The organism is Kribbella sp. NBC_00382 (genome assembly GCF_036067295.1).
Classification (GTDB): domain Bacteria; phylum Actinomycetota; class Actinomycetes; order Propionibacteriales; family Kribbellaceae; genus Kribbella.
In genome coordinates this window covers 2,500,876-2,519,645 of record NZ_CP107954.1, presented here as the reverse complement: position 1 = coordinate 2,519,645, position 18,770 = coordinate 2,500,876, and the positions used below count along the sequence as shown (strand labels likewise).

General features: G+C 67.3%; 15 protein-coding genes. 5 read left to right on the top strand and 10 right to left on the bottom strand.

What is annotated here, in order from left to right; translation table 11 throughout:
• Positions 1–28: 28 nt before the first annotated feature.
• The gene (locus OHA70_RS12395; RefSeq protein WP_328331817.1) at positions 29–1,600 is read left to right on the top strand and encodes a molybdopterin-dependent oxidoreductase; all 1,572 of its coding nucleotides are present in this window, start codon (positions 29–31) and stop codon (positions 1,598–1,600) included.
• Here OHA70_RS12395 and OHA70_RS12390 read toward each other — a convergent pair.
• Positions 1,597–2,271: a hypothetical protein gene (locus OHA70_RS12390; protein WP_328331815.1), complete on the bottom strand. Its 675-nt coding sequence runs from the start codon at positions 2,269–2,271 to the stop codon at positions 1,597–1,599. The genes OHA70_RS12395 and OHA70_RS12390 overlap by 4 nt on opposite strands.
• A gap of 146 nt (positions 2,272–2,417) precedes the next feature.
• A complete protein-coding gene (locus tag OHA70_RS12385) occupies positions 2,418–3,020 on the bottom strand; it encodes a TetR/AcrR family transcriptional regulator (protein ID WP_328331813.1) in 603 nt (200 codons plus the stop codon).
• A 58-nt stretch (positions 3,021–3,078) separates the two neighbouring features.
• On the opposite strand from OHA70_RS12385, the gene OHA70_RS12380 reads away from it, so the two are divergent.
• Together OHA70_RS12380 and OHA70_RS12375 are read left to right on the top strand one after the other, a co-directional pair.
• Entirely contained in the window at positions 3,079–3,927 is an 849-nt protein-coding gene (locus OHA70_RS12380; RefSeq protein ID WP_328331811.1) for a hypothetical protein, read from the top strand.
• A complete protein-coding gene (locus OHA70_RS12375) occupies positions 3,924–5,987 on the top strand; it encodes a YhgE/Pip domain-containing protein (RefSeq protein ID WP_328331809.1) in 2,064 nt (687 codons plus the stop codon). Before OHA70_RS12380 ends, OHA70_RS12375 begins: the two co-directional genes overlap by 4 nt.
• Positions 5,988–6,533: 546 nt before the next feature.
• On the opposite strand, the gene OHA70_RS12370 is transcribed toward OHA70_RS12375, so the two are convergent.
• Positions 6,534–7,796, bottom strand: a complete 1,263-nt coding sequence (locus tag OHA70_RS12370; protein WP_328331807.1) for a hypothetical protein — start codon at positions 7,794–7,796, stop codon at positions 6,534–6,536.
• Between the two features lie 90 nt (positions 7,797–7,886).
• Entirely contained in the window at positions 7,887–8,807 is a 921-nt protein-coding gene (locus OHA70_RS12365; RefSeq protein WP_328331805.1) for an N-acetylglucosamine kinase, read from the bottom strand.
• A 123-nt stretch (positions 8,808–8,930) separates the two neighbouring features.
• Here OHA70_RS12365 and OHA70_RS12360 point away from each other — a divergent pair, with 123 nt between their 5' ends.
• A complete protein-coding gene (locus OHA70_RS12360; RefSeq protein WP_328331803.1) occupies positions 8,931–9,761 on the top strand; it encodes an LLM class flavin-dependent oxidoreductase in 831 nt (276 codons plus the stop codon).
• Between the two features lie 128 nt (positions 9,762–9,889).
• Here the strand turns inward: OHA70_RS12360 and OHA70_RS12355 are convergent, their stop codons facing one another.
• Positions 9,890–11,314 carry a gamma-aminobutyraldehyde dehydrogenase gene (locus tag OHA70_RS12355; protein WP_328331801.1) on the bottom strand — a complete coding sequence of 475 codons (1,425 nt, stop codon included), beginning with the start codon at positions 11,312–11,314 and terminating at the stop codon, positions 9,890–9,892.
• Between the two features lie 63 nt (positions 11,315–11,377).
• Entirely contained in the window at positions 11,378–12,988 is a 1,611-nt protein-coding gene (locus OHA70_RS12350; protein ID WP_328331799.1) for an amidohydrolase, read from the bottom strand.
• A gap of 142 nt (positions 12,989–13,130) precedes the next feature.
• Here OHA70_RS12350 and OHA70_RS12345 point away from each other — a divergent pair, with 142 nt between their 5' ends.
• Positions 13,131–14,534 (top strand): aspartate aminotransferase family protein, encoded by a 1,404-nt coding sequence (locus OHA70_RS12345; RefSeq protein ID WP_442913885.1) that lies wholly within the window; start codon positions 13,131–13,133, stop codon positions 14,532–14,534.
• Here OHA70_RS12345 and OHA70_RS12340 read toward each other — a convergent pair.
• Genes OHA70_RS12340 through OHA70_RS12325 form a run of 4 tightly spaced genes read right to left on the bottom strand, consistent with a single transcriptional unit; the run spans position 14,531 to position 18,765 of the window.
• Positions 14,531–15,898: an NAD(P)/FAD-dependent oxidoreductase gene (locus tag OHA70_RS12340; protein WP_328331797.1), complete on the bottom strand. Its 1,368-nt coding sequence runs from the start codon at positions 15,896–15,898 to the stop codon at positions 14,531–14,533. The two genes, OHA70_RS12345 and OHA70_RS12340, sit on opposite strands and share 4 nt — an antisense overlap.
• Complete coding sequence (locus OHA70_RS12335; protein ID WP_328331795.1) at positions 15,888–16,697, bottom strand: ABC transporter permease; 810 nt, start codon at positions 16,695–16,697, stop codon at positions 15,888–15,890. The genes OHA70_RS12340 and OHA70_RS12335 overlap by 11 nt, the downstream gene beginning before the upstream one ends.
• Positions 16,694–17,602, bottom strand: a complete 909-nt coding sequence (locus OHA70_RS12330; protein ID WP_328331793.1) for an ABC transporter permease — start codon at positions 17,600–17,602, stop codon at positions 16,694–16,696. Before OHA70_RS12330 ends, OHA70_RS12335 begins: the two co-directional genes overlap by 4 nt.
• Positions 17,599–18,765, bottom strand: a complete 1,167-nt coding sequence (locus OHA70_RS12325) for an ABC transporter ATP-binding protein (RefSeq protein ID WP_328331791.1) — start codon at positions 18,763–18,765, stop codon at positions 17,599–17,601. The genes OHA70_RS12330 and OHA70_RS12325 overlap by 4 nt, the downstream gene beginning before the upstream one ends.
• Positions 18,766–18,770 lie beyond the last annotated feature (5 nt).

Genomic DNA, 18,770 nt, shown 5'->3' with positions numbered 1-18,770 from the left:
GGACGCCGCTCCGAGCGATGGTTGAGCTGTGAACCATCCTTTGGTCCGGTCTTCCCTGAGCGACCCTGGTAGTAGCGACGGTCCAGCGCGACCAGGCCGGCGAGGACTCTTCCTCAGAGCGGCCGCGGGCGGCATCCTCGCCGCCGTCGCAGGTCTCGCCGCGGGCTCGGTCGCGGCCGCGCTGCTCGGCACCCGCCAGACGCCCGTCGTGGCGATCGGCTCGGCGTTCATCGACCGTGTCCCGCCGTGGCTGAAGGACCTCGCGATCTCGCTCTTCGGGACGCACGACAAGCTCGCCCTCAAGACCGGCATCCTCATCGTCCTGCTCGCCCTCGCCGCAGTGGGCGGCGTTCTGTCCGTACTCCGGTACTGGGCGGGCGCGGCCGTCGTCATCGTGCTCGCCGGCTTCGCCGTGATCGCCGCGGCAACGAGGCCCGACACCGGCCAGACCGGATTCGCCCCGTCGTTCGTCGCCGGTATCACCGCACTGCTCATCCTCCGGCTCTTCGCCACCAGGCTGTCCGGACTCGTCAGAGACCCTGAAGACGGCGTCAGCCGCCGGGGCTTTCTCCAGCTCTCGGCCGGTGTGACCCTCGGTACCATCGCGGTCGGCGCCCTCGGCCGGGTCGTCGGCGGCCACCGGGCAGCCGTCACGGACGCCCGCGACGCGCTCCAGTTGCCGTTGCCGCCGAGCCTCGACCCGCCGGCCGGAGTACAGGCTGCTGGTGCTGGTCCTTGGGCGACGCCGAACGAGGACTTCTACCGGATCGACACGGCGCTGTCCGTGCCGTTGATCATGCCGGCCGACTGGACACTGCGCATCCACGGCATGGTCGATCGGGAGATCAACCTGAACTTCGCCGATCTGCTGAAGCGCAAGGTCGTACACAAGTGGGTCACGTTGACGTGTGTGAGCAACGAGGTCGGCGGTGATCTGATCGGCAACGCGCTCTGGTCCGGCGTCCTGCTCAAGGACCTGCTGGCCGAGGCGGGCGTGTCAGCCGATGCCGATGCGATCAAGTCGACGTCGAAGGACGGATTCACCGCCGGTACGCCGCTGGGCGCGCTGACCGATGATCGGGAGTCGATGCTCGCGTTCGCGATGAACGGGCAGCCGTTGCCGGTCGAGCATGGGTTCCCGGTGCGGATCGTCGTACCGGGTCTGTATGGGTATGTGTCGGCGACGAAGTGGCTGGCGGAGATCGAGGTGACCCGGTTCGATCAGTTCGAGGCGTACTGGACGCCGCGCGGGTGGTCGGAGAAGGGGCCGATCAAGTTGTCGTCGCGGATCGACGTACCGCGATCGAAGGCGTCGACCGGTCAGGTGACGGTCGCCGGGGTCGCGTGGGATCAGCATGTTGGCGTCTCGAAGGTCGAGGTCCGCGTCGATGGTGGCCAATGGCAACAGGCTGAGCTGGCCGCCGATGCGTCGATCGACACCTGGCGGCAGTGGCACTGGACCTGGGACGCGCCGCGCGGCAACCATGTCCTGCAGGTCCGCGCGTTCGATGCCAAGGGCAATCCTCAGATCGAGGCGCAAGCCGCGCCCGCGCCGGACGGCTCGACCGGCCTGCACAGCGTCGACATCAAGGTCGGCTAGATTCCGGTCGGGTTCCGGAGAACGACCCAGGTGACCGTCGTGCCGTTCTGCGCCGGCGTCGATCCCCAGGCCGCGGCCAGTGTGGACACCATCTGGAACGCTGACGCACCGAAAGCGGGTTGGGGTCCGCGGCCGGTCCGACCGGCGGTCACCGACACCGTCAGCAGACCGCGGCGCAGCTCCATTTTCAGGATGGAATCCATTCCGGTGCTCATCACCACATGGCTGGCGAGTTCGTCGGCGACGAGCACGGCATCCTCGACCAGTTCCGGGCACTCCCATCGTTCGCAGATCTCGCGGACGTGCCGGCGAGCCGTGGCCGCGGCGGCCGGATGACCCGCTAGGGCGCGCACCGACAGCAAGCGAATCGGGCGTCGCTGCGCAGCGGCCATGGCATGGTTCATCGTCGGACAGATCCGGACGAATCGGCCCAGCGTTCGCAGCCGTGGCTTCAGCCGGCTGTCCTGCGCGGGACTGGCGATCAGGATCACTTGCGTTCCTGACCAGACGGTTGCCTGCCTGGCTGCCGTCGCGAACACGTTCAGCGCAGCCAGATGCTGGACCGCGACCAGTTGCAGGTCCACCACGACGCAGACAGGTTGCTCCGCAAGGCACTTCTGCAACGCGGCTCGCACTCTCGGCACTGTCGCAAAGGAGAGCACTCCGAGCATCGTCACGACGATGGTGCCCGCCTCCTGGCTCTCGACCGAGATATCCAGTAACGCGTCATGGCCTGATCTCCGTGGCCCACCTTGACTCAAGGAAGGTCACCCCCCCACGTTCGACCTTTTTCGAACGTTACACCCGGCCAACCCGGTTAGCGATGGACCGCGGCCAGGATCATCGGGAGGAAAGTGTGCTCGAGCGAACCGGCCGGGACCAGGTCGGGTTCCAGCAGGCTCTGGGCGCGGGCGCCTTCGTGGACCGCGATCACCAGCCGTACGAACTGCTGCGGCGGCACGCTCATCTTCAGCCCGCTCGCCTTGGTGATCTCCTCGACGAGCCGGGTCAGCTGATCGCGGAACATCGCACGCTGCAGGTTGAGCGCCGCCGCGGCCTCGGGGTGGCGGAGCGCGTGCAGGGTGAACTCCGTGGAGATGAGATGCCACTGCCGCTGGTCGGGCGCGGCCTCGTCCAGCAGACCCAGTACTGCGTCCAGCAGGGTTCCTGGCTGATTCGCAAGGTCGGGCAGCAGCGCGGCGATCTGCTCGAGCAGGCGATCCGTGGTGGCCTGGAACAGGGCGAGGACCAGCTCGTCCTTGGAAGCGAAGTTCGAGTAGAACGCACCGCGGGTGAACCCGGCCCGCTCGCAGATGTCTTCGACCGAGGCGCCATGGAAGCCGCGCTCGGCGAACACCTCGAGGGCACCTTCGAGCAGCCGGGCCCGGGTGGCGGAGCGACGTCGCTTGGGCGTTTCCATAGCAGTAGGATACAGTTCTGTATTGAATACACAACCGTATTGAACGGGGTAGTCCACGATGGAGCTCAAAGCTCACGCGATCAGCGTGCAGGGTCCGCACGCACCGATGCTGCATGCGACGTCGATCCGCGTCAGTGACCATCAGTTGGTCCTGCTGGCGGGCTATCCCGGGCCTGGGCATGTGGCGCTCGCCCTGGGGCTCTCCGGGCGGCTGAAGCCGAACGGTGGTGACGTACAGCTGGATGGCGATACCTCTGGTCGGTTGCTGCGCCAGCGGGTTGCTGTGGTCGATACGCCGGGGATCACTGAGCCTGACGACGCACTGCCGGTGCGGACGATCGTGGGCGAGGAGCTGGCGATCGCCGGGCGCAAGGCTGGGCGCAAGGCGGTTGATGCTTGGTTGACCGAGCATGACTGGGCGGCGTTCGCGGAGCGGCGGTTCGAGCATCTGCCGGTTGGGGTGCGGACCGAGATGCTCGCGGAGCTGACGGTGGCGCGGCCTGAGGTGAAGTTCGTGATCCTGACGATGCCGGATCGGCTCGGCGGGGATCCGCATGATTGGTACGCGGTGGGTCGAGAGCTGGCGTCGCGCGGGTACGGCGTGGTGATCACGTGTGCTGATGCGTCGGCGCGGTTGCTGGGCGTGGAGGCGGCGCAGCTGGGGTCGGTGAATCAGCCCGATCCGGTGCAGGTGGAGGCGGTCGCTGCAGTGGAGGTGGCCGCTCCGGTGGAGGCGGTCGCTCCGGTGGAGCCCGTTGCGGCCGAGGTGGCGACGCAACCCGTAGTACCGGTCGAGGACGAAGTACCAGAAGTCGAAGAAGCAGCAGAAGAAGAGATCGACGAGCCTGAGGTCGAGGCTGCGGACGACGAAGAGCCTGTGGTTGACGAGAAGAAGGACGAAGCATGACCTCGATCCGGATGGCGATGAGCGAGCTGCGGCGGTTGACCGCGGGGCGGTTGCCCAAGCTGGCCGTGATCGCGATGATCCTCGTCCCGACGCTGTACGGCGGGCTCTACCTGTACGCGAACCACGACCCGTACGGCCGGCTCGACAAGGTCCCGACGGCAGTCGTCGTCGAGGACGCCGGTACGACGTTGTCCACCGGCGAGAAGTTGTCCGTCGGACCGCAGGTCGCCGATGAACTCGTGAAGTCCAAGAGCTTCGACTGGCACCGGGTCGATCGGGCCGAGGCGCTCGCGGGCGTGGAGAACGGGAAGTACGAGTTCGCGCTGGTACTGCCGAAGTCCTTCTCGGCGGATCTCGCGTCGAGCGCGGAGTTCGAGCCCCGGCAGGCGAATCTCGAGCTGCTGACCAACGACGCCAACAACTACCTCGCCCACACGATCGCGAACCAGGTCGTCGCGCAGGTGACCAAGTCCGTCGCCGCGCAGGTGAGTGAGACGGCGGCGAGCAAGCTGCTGGCCGGGTTCAGCACCATCCACGGGCAGATCATCAAGGCCGCGGACGGCGCTGGGCAGCTGAAGAGCGGTCTCACCTCGGCCGCCGGTGGCGTAGCACAACTGCAGTCGGGCGCGGGTCAGCTGAACACCGCGCAACAGCAGCTGTCTCTGGGCGCCGGCAAACTGAGCACCGGACTCACCACGGCGTCGAAGGGCGCGGGCGATCTCGCCAACGGCGCCGGTCAATTGAGCTCTGGGCTGACGACGCTGAAGAACAAGACGGCCACCTTGCCGGCCGATACGAAGAAGCTTGCGAACGGCGCCGATCAAGTTGCTGATGGCAACGAGAAGATCGCGGGCGTCGGGCAGCAGGTGGCGACGGCGTCGAGCACGCTGGTGTCGGATCTGTCGTCGCTCGACCAGGGGCTTGCCGCCCGACTGAAAGAACGCGGCTTCACCCAGGCGCAGATCAACCAGGTACTGACCGAGACCGCCAAGCTGCGCGGCCCGGTGGTCGCGGCGAACACCAAGATCCAGTCGACCTCGAAGCAGCTCAACCAGCTCGCGACGGGTGCGCGGCAGGTGGCGACCGGCGCGCAGACGCTCGCCGACGCGACTCCGGCGCTGACCGCCGGCATCAAGAGCGCTGCCGCCGGTGCGGGACAGCTCAACACCGGCGCTGGGCAGCTCAAGACGGGGATCGGCTCGCTGCAATCCGGCGCTGCGCAGCTGGCGGCGGGAGAGCAGAAGGCGGTCACTGGTCAGGGGCAACTGCTCACTGGCGTCAACAGCCTGGCGACGGGTGTCGGCAAGCTCCAGACCGGTGCTGGTGAGCTGAACACCGCTCTGACCAACGGCGCGAAGCAGATCCCGGACCCGTCACCCGAGGCGCGCAAGGCCGTCGCGGAGACCCTTGGCGCTCCGGTCGGACTGAAGAACGACTCACAGGCGACTGCGGACAGCTACGGCGCCGGTCTCGCTCCGTTCTTCCTCAGCCTCTCCTGCTGGATCGGCGCGTACGTGCTCTTCCTGCTCGTGCGTCCGCTGTCGCCGCGAGCGTTGGCCGGTCTGCAGGCACCGATCCGGGTGGCTTTGGGCGGTTGGTTGCCCCCGGCAATCTTCGGGGCGATCCAAGCGGCGCTGGTCTTCACGGCGGTCATCTTCGGGCTGGGCATCGATACAGCGCATCCGTTGCTGACGGTCGGCTACCTGATGCTGACCTCGATCACCTTCGTGGCGATCCTGCACGCGCTCTCATCCTGGTTCGGTGCCGTGGGCAAGTTCCTCGGCCTGGTCCTGATGGTCATCCAACTCGTCTCCGCCGGCGGTACCTTCCCCTGGCAGACGATTCCCGCCCCGCTGTACTTCTTCCACCACGTCCTCCCGATGAGCTACGCCATCGACGGCGTCCGCCACCTCATGTACAACGGCCCCGGCAACAGCCTCGGCAAGGACCTCCTCGTCCTCACCGCCTGGCTCCTAGCCGGCCTCGGCGCCTCCGCCCTAGCAGCCCGCAAACAACGAGTCTGGCCCGCCAAAAAACTCCAACCAGAACTAGCCCTCTAGTACTACAGCCGGAGTTCGTGATGTTCAGCGTGTGGTCGTCGCGTTAGCCGGACCGCCACCACTCACAAACCTCAACTGATCGCATCGGGCCAAGCATGCGCAGGCGTGCTCCGGGGTGGAACGGCAGGTTTGTGAGTGGTGGCGGTCCGGGCCTGCCACCCAACATCACGAACTCCGGCTGTCGTACTAACACCCCCCGAACCCCGTCGAGATTCCCCTCGACGGGGTTCATCGCGTCGAGGACGAGATCAGGCGACACAGCGGCGGGTACTCCGCTCGCATCCGCTCGACGTGAGCCCAGCCCACCTCATGCCACCCGGGAATCCCCCGCCGCCGCCCCTCCAGCCGCTCCCGGTGCGTCCTCTGGTCCGAGCACACGCAGTCCACGACGACCAGCCGGGCTTGGTGCTGCTCGGCCAATTGCCGCCATCGGGCTGCGATCGCATCGTCGATGGGGCAGTCCAGTACGGCGGACTGCCTGAGCATGAGTTGGCGCGTTGCGAGGGTGCTGAGCAGGTCGTAGTACGCGGCGAGCGTAGTGGGCGGTCACTCGTGGGACAGGAGGTTGGTGGCGGAGGTTAGGAGGTGGTGGGTTGTGGGTTGGTCGAAGTAGGTGATGAGGGCTTCGTAGGTGCCTTGGTGGGCGGCGTCTGGGTCTACTACGTAGCCGTAGTAGCCGTCGGTGTAGCCGATGACTCGGGTGATGGGGTGGGGGCTGTCTGCTTGCAGGAAGCAGCCGTGGCTGGCGAAGAGTTCTACGGGGAGGTGGACCCAGGCGACGTCGCCGAGCATGATGACGCTGATGGGGAGGTCGAGGGTCGGTGGGAGGTTGGCGGCGGCCATCAGGGACTGGCCGCGGGCGCCGTCCAGGCGGGTTTGGGCTATGCGTTGGGTGGGGTCGTCCAGGCCGGCGTGGAGGCCGGCTTCGGCGGTGGCGACTACTGCTTCCAGGTCGGTCGGGGTGGGGAGGTCCCGGATCTTGAGGCTGACTGTGGTGCGGCGGATGGTGGGGGCCTCGGAGGGGAGGTCGAGGCCGGGGGCGGCGATGGCTTCGGCTACGCGGGTTGCTAGTAGACCGCCTAGACGGGCTACCTCGGGGGCACCTCGGCCCTGGCGGGTGAAACGCGGGCTGACGTCGCCTGCGGCTCCTTGGAGGAAGCCCACAACAGGAGTCGAGGCGAGGTGGGACAGGGCTGTGCGGGTGGCGCCGGGCCAGTCTGCGGAGTAGAGGAGGTTTTCGGGGCCGTACGTGGTGGGGTGGCAGGCGAAGTCGAGCAGGACGGCGGTGAGTGAGCCGTCGGCGACGGAATGCAACGTTAGAATGCCGGCCGTGTTGTCGTGCGGGCCATTGCGCCGGTGCCGGTTGGTGCCGAGGCCGATGACCTCGGTCGAGCGCCAGGACGCGCGGACCGGGAGGCGTTCCATCGGCGCGGACGCGATGGCGGCGGCCAGGGCTTCGTACAAGTCCGGCTCGCGGCGTACGGGGATGACGGGGTGGATCTCGCCGGTCCAGCCCGCCGGTGCGGAGTGGGTGTGGGATGCGCAGACGAGTACGCACTCGGGTGGGATTCCGGCGGCGGCTCCGGCGGCGGCGGAGAGTTCGGCGGTCAGTTCGGTACCGACGGCGATCGCGTCGAGGCTCAACCAGAGCACGCCGGGCGAGTCGGCCGTACTGAGCCAGATCATCGTCGCGCGGAGCGGATCCGCGGTGCCGGTGGCCAGGCCCTCGCGGGCGGAGTATCCGTCGAGGCGATGACCCGGTGGTGGGGTCACGTCCAGGGATACCGCTGCCAGCAGCAGCTCACTCATTTTCAACGCTCCAGCCGTCAACCCCGTGCTGATCTGCATGTGCAGACCAAGTAGACAGGCAGGACGGCCAAACCTCCACCAAGGTGGACCTCAGTTGCGGTGGATGACGAGCAGGTCGGCGTACGGTCCGGGTGGCTCGGTGGCGAGGCGTTCGGCGCCGTCCAGGGAGTTGCCGGCTGGTTCGGTGAGGTGGGCGCGGTCGGGCAGGAGTGCGCGGAGGGGTTCGGTGAGTTGCTCGCCGGCTCCAGCGAACAGGCCGCCGACGCAGGCGACGGGGACGGGTTCGTTGCTTGTCAGTTGGCCGATCGCGGTCGCGATGGTCTCGGCGATGTCGGCGGCTGCTCCGGTGACGATGCTCTGGGCAACAGGGTCGTCTTCCGCAGCACGTCGTAGTACCTCCGGAGCGAACCGCGCGACCTCGTCCACCAGCGTCGGAGACGAGTAGAGCGCGATCGGGTCAAGCGTCGTGTCGGCCAACGCGGTCGCAGAACCACGCCCATCTCTTGCTCTCTGTACTGCGACCAGCCCGGCGCGCCCGATCGCAAAGGCACTCCCCGCGTCGCCGAACAGGTACCCGTCCCCGTCGACCTTGTGCCAAGCCCCGTCCCGATCCACCGCCAAGCAGACGAGTCCCGTGCCAGCGGCAACCACCACTCCGTACCCATCCGGCAGCGCCCCCGCATGAGCCGTCACCATGTCCTGCGTCAACCGCACCTCCCGTGCCTGCAACACCTCCGCGATGCCGGCCGCCAACTGCCGAGCAACCCCCGGATCCCGCGGAAACCCAGTCAGCCCGAGCGCGGCAACCTCGATCGCCTCGTGGGTACCGGCGGAGGCTACGGGTGGCTGCTTGATCAGACCAGCCTTGGTGGCTGTTTGGTGGATGGCGTTGAGGGTGGATTGCAGGGTGTTGGGGCCGTGGGTGTGGCCGGGGCCTTCGGCGGTGGTGCCGGTGGGGAGGACGCGGAGGCGGAGGGCTGATTGGCCGCCGTCGAAAGCCAGGTGGGTCATGAGTCGTCAGTAGACCACTGGGGCGGGCCTCTCGGGCGGGGTTCTGTGCTCGTGGGCAGCGTTTCGGAGGTACGGACTGGTGGCGTGCGAGGGTTGGGGGACCAGGACTTCGGGAGGAACACGATGCGTTTCGGGCTCAAGGTGAATCCGGCTGGGTGGGACGACGCGGCGCGCTGGGCGGGGATCGCCGAGTCGGCCGGGTTCGACGGGCTGTGGACCGGCGACAACCTGCGCAACCCGCGCGACGCCGCGATCCCGGTCCACGACGGACCGACCATCATCGCCGGCTGGGCCGCGACGACAAGCCGGATCCGGGTGGGGCTGCTGATCGCGAACATGGTGTTCCGCCAGCCGACCGTGCTCGCCAAGGCCGCCACCACGCTCGACCACGTCTCCGGCGGACGGTTCGATCTCGGCATCGGCTCAGGCGTCTGGCCGACCGACCACGGCATGGCCGGTACGCCGGTATGGACCGCGCGCGAGCGAACCGACCGACTGGCCGAGTTCGTTGCCGTCGTCGACCGGCTGCTGTCAGGCGATGTGAGCGACCACGACGGCCCGTACTACCCGTACACGCTGGCCGCGATGACGCCAGGGACCGTACAAGACCGTCTCCCGTTGATCGTGGCGGCGAATGCTCCGCGTGCACTCGCGGTGGTCGCGGCCCACGCCGACGGCTGGGTGACGTTCCCCGGCGCGGCGACCGAGGAGGAGTTCTACGCCAAGTCGATCGAACGCTCGAAGACCCTCGACGAAGGCCTCGCCGGCCGCGAGATCCGCCGAGTCCTCCTGGCGTACGGCCAGATCGACCCCTGGGCCTCCGAGGACGGCTTCGCCCGCCTGGTCGAACGGTACGAGGCCATCGGCTTCAACGAACTGGTCGTCTACGCCCCGAAACCCCACGAACAAGCCGTCTTCGACAAGATCACCGCCAAACTCGACTCCTACCGCTAACGCGAGCCGAAGCCGACCGGCCCGCCACCCACACCCAACGAGCTCAGCCGGCTGGCGGGTTTTGGTGCTGCTGGCGTCATGCTTGACGCCAGCAGCCCGAGAACCTGTCAGTGACCGCTAGTACCGGTTCAGATCTCGATGTTGGACATGACGTGTTTGATGCGGGTGTAGTCCTCTAGGCCGTACATGGAGAGGTCTTTGCCGTGGCCGGAGTTTTTGAAGCCGCCGTGGGGCATTTCGGCGACGATCGGGATGTGGGTGTTGATCCAGACGCAGCCGAAGTCGAGGCGGCGGGCCATCCGCATGGCGCGGCCGTGGTCGCGGGTGAAGACCGACGAGGCCAGGCCGTAGTCGACGCCGTTGGCCCAGCGCAGCGCCTCGTCCTCGTCGGTGAAGCGCTGGACGGTGATGACCGGGCCGAAGATCTCTTGCTGGATGGCCTCGTCGTCTTGCTTCAGCGCTGACACGACCGTCGGCTCATAGAAGTAGCCGCGGTCGCCGACCGCGTGGCCGCCGGTCTGGAGCAAAGCGTGGTCGGGGAGGCGGTCGATGAAACCGCTGACTCGGCTGAGTTGGTCAGCGTTGTTCAGAGCACCGTATGCGACATCGTCTTCCGGACGCCCGGTCTTGGTCGAGCGAGCCTGCTCGGTCAACGCGGCAACGAAGTCGTCATGAATGCGTGGTCCGGCGAGGACCCGGGTTGCGGCCGTGCAGTCCTGCCCGGCGTTGAAGTAGCCAGCGACTGCGATCGCTTCAGCGGCTGCTTCCAGGTCGGCGTCATCGAAGACGACAACCGGCGCCTTGCCGCCAAGCTCCAGGTGTGTGCGCTTAAGTTGCCGGGCCGCGGCCGATGCAACCTCCATGCCTGCTCGCACCGAGCCGGTGATCGCGACCAACTGCGGGATCTCGTGGTCCACCAGTGCACGGCCGGTATCGCGATCGCCGCAGACGACATTGAACACACCCGGCGGCAGGAACTCGTTGCACAGTTCGGCCAGCAGTACGGTCGACGCCGGCGTCGTGTCGCTCGGCTTCAGCACGATCGTGTTGCCCGCCGCCAGCGCCGGCGCGATCTTCCAGATCGCCATCATCAGCGGGTAGTTCCACGGCGTCACCTGACCGACGACACCGATCGGCTCCCGCCGGACCCACGAGGTATGCCCGGCCATGTACTCCCCGGCCGACCGCCCCTCCAGCACCCGCGCCGCCCCGGCGAAGAACCGCAACTGATCCACACACGGCGGCAACTCCTCCGAAGCCGTCAATGCGAGCGGCTTGCCGGTGTTCTCACTCTCGACCCGGGTGAACTCGTCCGCACGCGTCTCCAGCGCATCCGCGATCTTCAGCAGCATCCGCTGCCGCTCGGCCGGCGTCGTGTCCCGCCAGGTCTCGAAGGCCCGGTCCGCGGCCCGCATCGCAGCATCGACATCCTCCGTCCCGGATTTCGGCGCCTGCGCGTAGACCTCACCCGTCGTCGGGTCGATCACGTCGTACGTCGCGCCGCCGAGCGACCCGACCGGCTTGCCATCCACAAGATTCGAGAGCGTCTGCATGCCCGGGAGCCTAACTGGACTCACAACGAATTCGGTAGGCCTGACTGCCATCCCACAACGGATTCACTCGCTATACACCCGATCTCCTTCGACATAGGTCGCCACAACCCGCGCCTCACTGATCTCCTCGACGGGCTCGACGAACGGGTCCCGGTCGAGAATCGCGAGGTCGGCGAGCATGCCGGGAGCGAGCCGGCCGGTCTCGTCGGCATGGTTCACCCACGCACTGCCCGACGTGTACGCCGCGAGCGCCGTCGCCAGGTCGAGCGCCTGCTCCGGCAGGAACGCCTCGTACTCCCCATCGCCGCTCCGCCGATTCACAGCAACCTGTACTGCGGCCAGCGGGTCCGGACTCGAAACGGGCCAATCGGAGCCGGCCGCTAGCCGAGCGCCCGAGCGCGCGAGGTCACCGAAGGGGTATTGCCAACGCGTCCGCTCGGGACCGAGGAACGGGATGGTCAGCTCGTCCATCTGCGGCTCATGGACTGCCCAGAGCGCCTGCATATTCGCGGCCACACCCAGCTTGGCGAACCGGGCGATGTCGTCGGGGTGGATGACTTGCAGGTGGGCGATGTGGTGGCGCAGGTCTGCGTTGCCGTTTGCTGCGAGGGCTGCTTCGAAGGCGTCCAGGGCTTCGCGGACTGCGCGGTCGCCGATCGCATGGACGTGGACTTGGAAGCCGGCGGCGTCGAGGGCGGCGATGTGGTCGCGCAGGGCGATGGGGTCGACGAAGGAGAGGCCGGCGTTGGCGGTACGGCAGCCGCAGCCGTCGTAGTACGGGTCGAGCATACCGGCGGTGTAGTTCTCGGCTACGCCGTCCTGCATGATCTTGACGCTGCCTGCTCGGAGTCGGGGGAACTGCAGGGCTTCGCGGCGCTCGATCAGGGACGGGAGTTGTTCGGCGCCGAGGTCGCGGCGCCACCAGAGGGCCCCGTTGACTCGGGCGGTCAGGCGGCCGTCGCGGGCTAGTTCGACGTACGCCGGGGTTGAGTCGTCGAGGTTGGCGTAGTCGCCGAAGATCGCGTCCTGCCAGCCGGTGATGCCGAAGGAGTGGAGGTACGCCTGGGCGCCGAGGAGGGCGGCGACCTGCTCGTCGTGGGTTGTTGGTGGAACCAGGTGGCCGACTAGATCCATCGCGCCCTCGTGCAGGGTGCCGGTGGGGTTGCCGTCGGGGTCGCGCTCGATCCGGCCGTCGGCGGGGTCCGGCGTACGGGCGTCGATGCCGGCCAGTTCGAGGGCACGCGAGTTGACCCAGGCGCCGTGGTGGTCGGCGTTGGCGAGGAAGACCGGGCGGTCGTTGACGACGGCATCGAGGTCGCTCGCCAGCGGAGCGCCGCCTTCGTAGTCGGGTTGATGCCAGCCGCCACCGAGGATCCAGTCCACGTCGGGATTCGCTGCGGCGTACGCCGAGATCGCTGCGAGGGTCGCGTCGCGGCCGTGCAGAGGCGACAGATCGCAACGGGCGCGTTCGAGTCCGCCTTGCACTGGATGGACGTGGGCGTCGACGAAGCCGGGCAGCAGCAAACCCCCACCCAGATCTACTACTTCTGTTTGTGGATCGACAGACAGTTCAGGGCCGGCAGCGAGGATGCGGCCGGAGCGGATCAAGACGGACCAGCCCGCACGGTAGGTCTGGCCGTCGAAGAGGGAGCCGTTGGTGAAGAGGGTGTCCACGCAGTCATCCTCCACTAGTGCGGAATCCGAATCAGATGCCGCTATCGACCGATGAGATCGGCGGGATATTGGGCACAGCGGAACGAAATCACTTGCCAGTCGTCAGGCTGGCGGGCAGGATGGCGGGAACGGCCAGCCTGAGATGAGGAACCCGATGATGCCGTCCGACGCCCTTGACGACGCCGCCTTCGACCGTTTGCAGCAGTCCGCGCGCGACCACCTGTGGCTGCACTTCAGCAGGATGGGCAGCTACGAAACAGCCGAGGTCCCGGTCATCGTCCGCGGCGACGGCGCGTACATCTACGACGCCCGCGGCAAGCGCTACCTGGACGGTCTGGCCGGCCTTTTCGTCAGCCAACTCGGCCACGGCCGCACCGAGCTCGCCGAGGCCGCGGCCAAGCAGGCCTCGGAGCTGGCGTTCTTCCCGCTCTGGTCCTACGCGCACCCGAAGTCGATCGAGCTCGCCGAGCGGGTGGCCGGCTACGCGCCGGGCGATCTCAACCGGGTCTTCTTCACCAGCGGTGGTGGCGAGGCCGTCGAGACCGCCTGGAAGCTGGCGAAGAACTACTTCAAGCTGACCGGCAAGCCGATGAAGCACAAAGTGATCAGCCGCGCCATCGCGTACCACGGCACCACTCACGGCGCGCTGTCGATCACCGGCCTGCCGGAGCTGAAGCAGCAGTTCGAGCCGCTCGTCCCGAGCACCTTCCGGGTGCCGAACACGAACATCTACCGCGCCCCGATCCACGGCGATGACCCGGTCGCGTTCGGCCGCTGGGCCGCCGACCAGATCGCCGTCGCGATCGAGCAAGAAGGCCCCGAGACCGTCGCGGCCGTCTTCCTGGAGCCGGTACAGAACGCGGGCGGCTGCTTCCCGCCACCGCCCGGGTACTTCGAGCGGGTACGAGAGATCTGCGACCAGTACGACGTACTGCTGGTCAGCGACGAGGTGATCTGCGCGTACGGCCGCCTCGGCCACATGTTCGGCGCCGAGCGGTACGGCTACCAACCGGACATGATCACCTGCGCGAAGGGACTCACCTCCGGCTATGCCCCGTTGGGCGCGATGATCGCCACGGACCGGCTGATGGAGCCGTTCCTGCAGGGCAACACATCGTTCGCCCACGGCTACACCTTCGGGGGCCATCCCGTCTCCGCGGCCGTCGCGCTCACGAACCTCGACATCTTCGAGCGTGAGGGCATCAACGAACACGTCCGGGACACCGAGGGGGAGTTCCGTGCGACGCTCGAGAAACTGCTCGACCTGCCTCTGGTCGGCGACGTCCGCGGTGACGGGTACTTCTACGGGATCGAACTGGTCAAGGACAAGACGACCAAGGAGACCTTCAACGACGAGGAGTCCGAGCGGCTGCTCCGCGGCTTCCTCTCCAAGGCGCTGTTCGACGCCGGCCTGTACTGCCGCGCCGACGACCGCGGCGACCCGGTCATCCAGCTGTCCCCGCCGCTGATCTGCGACCAGTCGCACTTCGACGAGATGGAGCAGATCCTCCGCTCGGTACTGACCGAGGCGGAGACCAAGCTCTAGAAGTCGAACCCGAGGCCCATCCGGTCAAGGGTTCTGAGCCAGAGGTTGCGATGGCCCGCGTGGGAATCCGCGTGGGCCATCGACCATCTGGTGAGGTGGATTCCTGCCGAACGGATCGGCTCGGGCGGGAACGGCAGCGGGCGCTCGCGGACCATCTTGAGGTCCGTACGCTCGGTCTGTTCGCCGTACAGGAGGTCGAGCATGACGTCGGCGCCGAAGCGGGTGGCGGCTACCCCCAGGCCGGTGTAGCCGAGGGCATAGGCGATGCGGCCTTCGGACGCAGTACCGAAGAAGGCGCAGAAGCGGGTGCTGGTGTCGATGACGCCGCCCCAGCGGTGGGTGAAGCGCAGGCCCTCGAGCTGGGGGAACGTCGCGAAGAAGTGCCTGGCGAGCATCTCGTGGATCGCATCGCGCTGCTCGAGTGCTGGGTCGATGCGGCTGCCGAAGTAGTACAGGGGTGTGTAGCCGCCCCAGAGGATGCGGTTGTCACGGGTCAGCCGGTAGTAATGGAAGAGGTTCGACGCGTCACCGATGCCTTGCCGGCCACGCCAGCCGATCTCGCTCAACTGCTCAGGCGACAAGGGCTCGGTCATCAGCACCAGGTCGTAGACAGGCACCGTGTACAGCCGTAGGCGCCGGAGCAACGACGGGAAAGCGTTGGTGGCCAACGCGATCCGGCCGGCCCGTATCGAACCAGTTGCCGTTCGCAACAAATCACCGCGCAGGCCCGTGACGGGCGAGTGCTCATGGATGCGGACGCCGAGGTCGAGGCATGCTCGCCGGAGTCCCCAGGCGAGGTGCGCCGGTTCGATCAGCGCAGTACCGGAGTAGTCGGCCAGCGCGCCGAGGTAGGTCGGGGAATTCACCTCAGCGCGGGTCTGGGTGGCGTCGAGCAGCGCCACCTTGTGGCCGAGCGCCTGCCGGGCGTCGGCCTCCTCCGCGAGGTCTTCCAGTTGGTGGGGTGCCGTGGCGACGGTCAGCTCGCCGGTACGCTCCCAGCCGCAGTCGATCCCGTACTTCGCGATGGTCGCGCCGATCGCTTCCAGGTTCTCTTCACCGAGTCGCTCCAGCGTTGGCAACTCGTCCGGCCAACGCGCCTGCCCGTTGCCGAAGCCGTGCGTCAGGCTGGCGTCGCAGAAGCCGCCGTTGCGCCCGCTGGCCGCGTTCCCACAGGTCGACGCCTCCAGGACGACCACGTCCAGCGATGGGTAGCGCTCCTTGGCCCGGAGCGCTGTCCACAGGCCGGTGTATCCGCCGCCGACGATCGCCAAGTCCGCTGTATGTTCCCCGATGAGCTGTTCAGTCGGTTCAGGTGCTGCCGGGTCGTCCAGCCAGTAGACCTTCGGTTCGGCGTCAGCGAGCACGAGCGCTCCGTCGGCGGCGGGCCAGCTCTCCCCCGAGGACCAGAAACAGGGCGAGGAGGAACATCGCAGTACCGACGACATTGATCTGTGGAGGGAGGTCGCGCTGGGCGGAGCCCCAGACGAACATCGGGAAGGTCACCGTCGTACCGGCGTTGAGGTTGGTGATGATGAAGTCGTCGAAGGACAACGAGAAGCTGAGCAGGGCGGCGGCCATGATGCCGGGGAAGACGAGCGGGAAGGTGATCCGCCAGAACGTCTGCCACTCGTTGGCGTAGAGATCCATCGCCGCCTGTTCGAGCCGCGAGTCCATCCCGGACAGCCGTGCCTTCACCGTGACGACGACGAACGAGAGGCAGAACATCACGTGCGCGATCAGGATCGTCCAGAACCCGAGCCGGCCACCGAAGCCGGACGACACGAACAGCGCGAGCAGGGAGGAGCCGAGCACGATCTCAGGGGACGCCATCGGCAGGAAGATGAACAGGTTCGTCGCGGACCGCCCGCGGAAGCGCTGGCGGACCATCGCGAACGCCATCAACGTGCCCAGCGCGGTCGCGATCACGGTGGACGCCAGCCCGATCTGCAGGCTGGTGCCGACCGCGTCGCAGAGACCGAACGGGCGGCACGGGTGCTGCCAGTTCTGCCAGGTGAAGCCGTCGAAGGTGTAGGACAGCTTGCTCTTGGGCGCGTTGAACGACATCAGGATCACGACGAAGATCGGCGCGAACAGGTACAGCAGGACGAGCAGTCCGAGGAAGAGGATCAGGTGCTGGCCGATCCAGCGGCCGACCTTGGTCATACCAGCTCCTCCGTCCCGGCACGGCGTACGTAGAAGAGGACAAGGACGACGATCGCCGCCATCAACGTGACCGAGAGCGCCGCGGCCGTTGGGTAGGCGCCGGCCGCGAAGAGGCGTTGGATGTCGTTGCCGATCATCCGCTGCTTCGGCGTACCGAGCAGCTGTGCGTTGATGTAGTCGCCCGCGGCCGGGATGAAGGTCAGCAGCGTGCCCGCGACGACGCCCGGCATGGAGAGCGGCAAGGTCACCGTACGGAAGGTCGTGAACGGCCCGGCGAAGAGATCACCACCCGCTTCGATCAGGCGGGCATCGATCTTCTCGAGGCTGGCGTAGAGCGGCAGGATCATGAACGGCAGGAAGTTGTACGTGAGCCCGGTGACCACGGCGGCGGTCGTGGCCAGCAGGCGGCCGTCTGAGCCGAGGATGTGGACCGTCTTGAGGAAGTCGACGACAAAACCGTTGTCGCTGAGCAGCAACTTCCACGACAGCGTACGGATCAGGAAGCTGGTGAAGAACGGCGCGATCACCAGCGCCAGCATGAAGTTCTTCCAGCGGCCTGCCTTGAAGGCGATCGCGTAGGCGAGTGGATAGCCGAGCAGGAGGCAGAAAGCCGTTGTCAGCAAGGAGTACCAGAGCGATCGCGCGAACGGGCGGGCGTAGTCGGCGAGCGCGTCCACATAGTTGTGGAAGCTCCACGTCATCGAGAAGCCGGATTCGATCGAGCCGTTCGGGTCGTACAGGCTGGCCGCGAGCAGCGACACGATCGGCACGACGAAGAACAGCAGCAACCAGAGCGCGCCTGGCGCGAGGAGTAGGTACCCGGTCAGGCTGCGGCCTTTGCGCGCAGGTTCGCCGGCGGGCGGTGCACCGGTCACCGGCCCTGGAAGCTGGCCGAGGGCGCTCATCCCGCGTCCGCGATGTCCTCGACGCCGGCCAACGCGTCCTGCGCCGCGTCGAGCACGAACGTGTGCGACGGCTGCCAGTGCAGATCGACGGCATCGCCGACCTTCAACGCTTCCCGCGCGCCGGTGTTCTGCTCGAACACCGTCAGCTCCTGCCCCCACGGCAGCTTCGCCAGGTACTGCGTACTCACGCCGATATAGCTGACATCGGTGACGACCGCGGACCGCAGGACGTTCACGCCCGTACTGTCCTCGGTGCCGGCCGGGGCGAGGAAGACCTTCTCCGGTCTGATCCCCATCCAGACGTCGCCCTCGGTCACCCGGCAGCGCGGAACCGGTACGACGACCTTGCCGCCATGCACGTCGACGACCAGGTTGCCGTCGGCCTGGCTGATGATCGTGGCCCGGACCAGGTTCGACTGGCCGAGGAAGTTGGCGACGAAGGTGGTCGCGGGCAGGTCGTACAGGTCCGCGGGCGACCCGAGCTGCTCGATCACGCCGGCGTTCATCACGGCGATCGTGTCGGCCATCGTCATGGCCTCTTCCTGGTCGTGCGTGACGTGCACGAAGGTGATGCCGACCTCGGTCTGGATCCGTTTCAGTTCGATCTGCATCTGCCGCCGGAGCTTGAGGTCGAGCGCGCCGAGCGGCTCGTCGAGCAGCAGGACCTGTGGCCGGTTGATCAGCGCGCGGGCCAGCGCGACCCGTTGCTGCTGGCCACCGGACAGCTGGCCGGGCTTGCGTTTGCCGTAGCCGCCGAGCTCGACCAGCTCGAGCATGTCGTCGACCTTCTGCTTGACCTCCTTGACCTTGCGGCGGCGCAGGCCGAAGGCGACGTTCTCGAAGATGTCGAGGTGCGGGAAGAGCGCGTAGTTCTGGAAGACGGTGTTGACCGGCCGCTTGTACGGTCGCAGGCCGGTGATGTTCTGGTCGCCGAGACTGATCGTCCCGCTGGTCGGCTCCTCCAGCCCGGCGACCATCCGCAGCGTCGTCGTCTTGCCGCAACCGGACGGACCGAGCAGCGCGAAGAACTCGCCCTGCGGCACGGTCAGGTCCAGGTCGTGCACGGCCCGATGGCCGGCGAACTGTTTGCTGATCCCGGTGAGCACCAGATCGCTGGTCTTGGCGTTGGTACCGGTGGCGGTGTCGTCCTGGGTGACGGTCATGGCGG

Coding starts and splice junctions, on each gene's coding strand:
- OHA70_RS12355 (WP_328331801.1), bottom strand. CDS start 11,314: ATGCAGACGCTCTCGAATCTTGTGGATGGCAAGCCGGTCGGGTCGCTC.
- OHA70_RS12330 (WP_328331793.1), bottom strand. CDS start 17,602: ATGAGCGCCCTCGGCCAGCTTCCAGGGCCGGTGACCGGTGCACCGCCC.
- OHA70_RS12390 (WP_328331815.1), bottom strand. CDS start 2,271: ATGCTCGGAGTGCTCTCCTTTGCGACAGTGCCGAGAGTGCGAGCCGCG.
- OHA70_RS12380 (WP_328331811.1), top strand. CDS start 3,079: ATGGAGCTCAAAGCTCACGCGATCAGCGTGCAGGGTCCGCACGCACCG.
- OHA70_RS12325 (WP_328331791.1), bottom strand. CDS start 18,765: ATGACCGTCACCCAGGACGACACCGCCACCGGTACCAACGCCAAGACC.
- OHA70_RS12345 (WP_442913885.1), top strand. CDS start 13,131: ATGAGGAACCCGATGATGCCGTCCGACGCCCTTGACGACGCCGCCTTC.
- OHA70_RS12370 (WP_328331807.1), bottom strand. CDS start 7,796: ATGAGTGAGCTGCTGCTGGCAGCGGTATCCCTGGACGTGACCCCACCA.
- OHA70_RS12385 (WP_328331813.1), bottom strand. CDS start 3,020: ATGGAAACGCCCAAGCGACGTCGCTCCGCCACCCGGGCCCGGCTGCTC.
- OHA70_RS12375 (WP_328331809.1), top strand. CDS start 3,924: ATGACCTCGATCCGGATGGCGATGAGCGAGCTGCGGCGGTTGACCGCG.
- OHA70_RS12365 (WP_328331805.1), bottom strand. CDS start 8,807: ATGACCCACCTGGCTTTCGACGGCGGCCAATCAGCCCTCCGCCTCCGC.
- OHA70_RS12335 (WP_328331795.1), bottom strand. CDS start 16,697: ATGACCAAGGTCGGCCGCTGGATCGGCCAGCACCTGATCCTCTTCCTC.
- OHA70_RS12360 (WP_328331803.1), top strand. CDS start 8,931: ATGCGTTTCGGGCTCAAGGTGAATCCGGCTGGGTGGGACGACGCGGCG.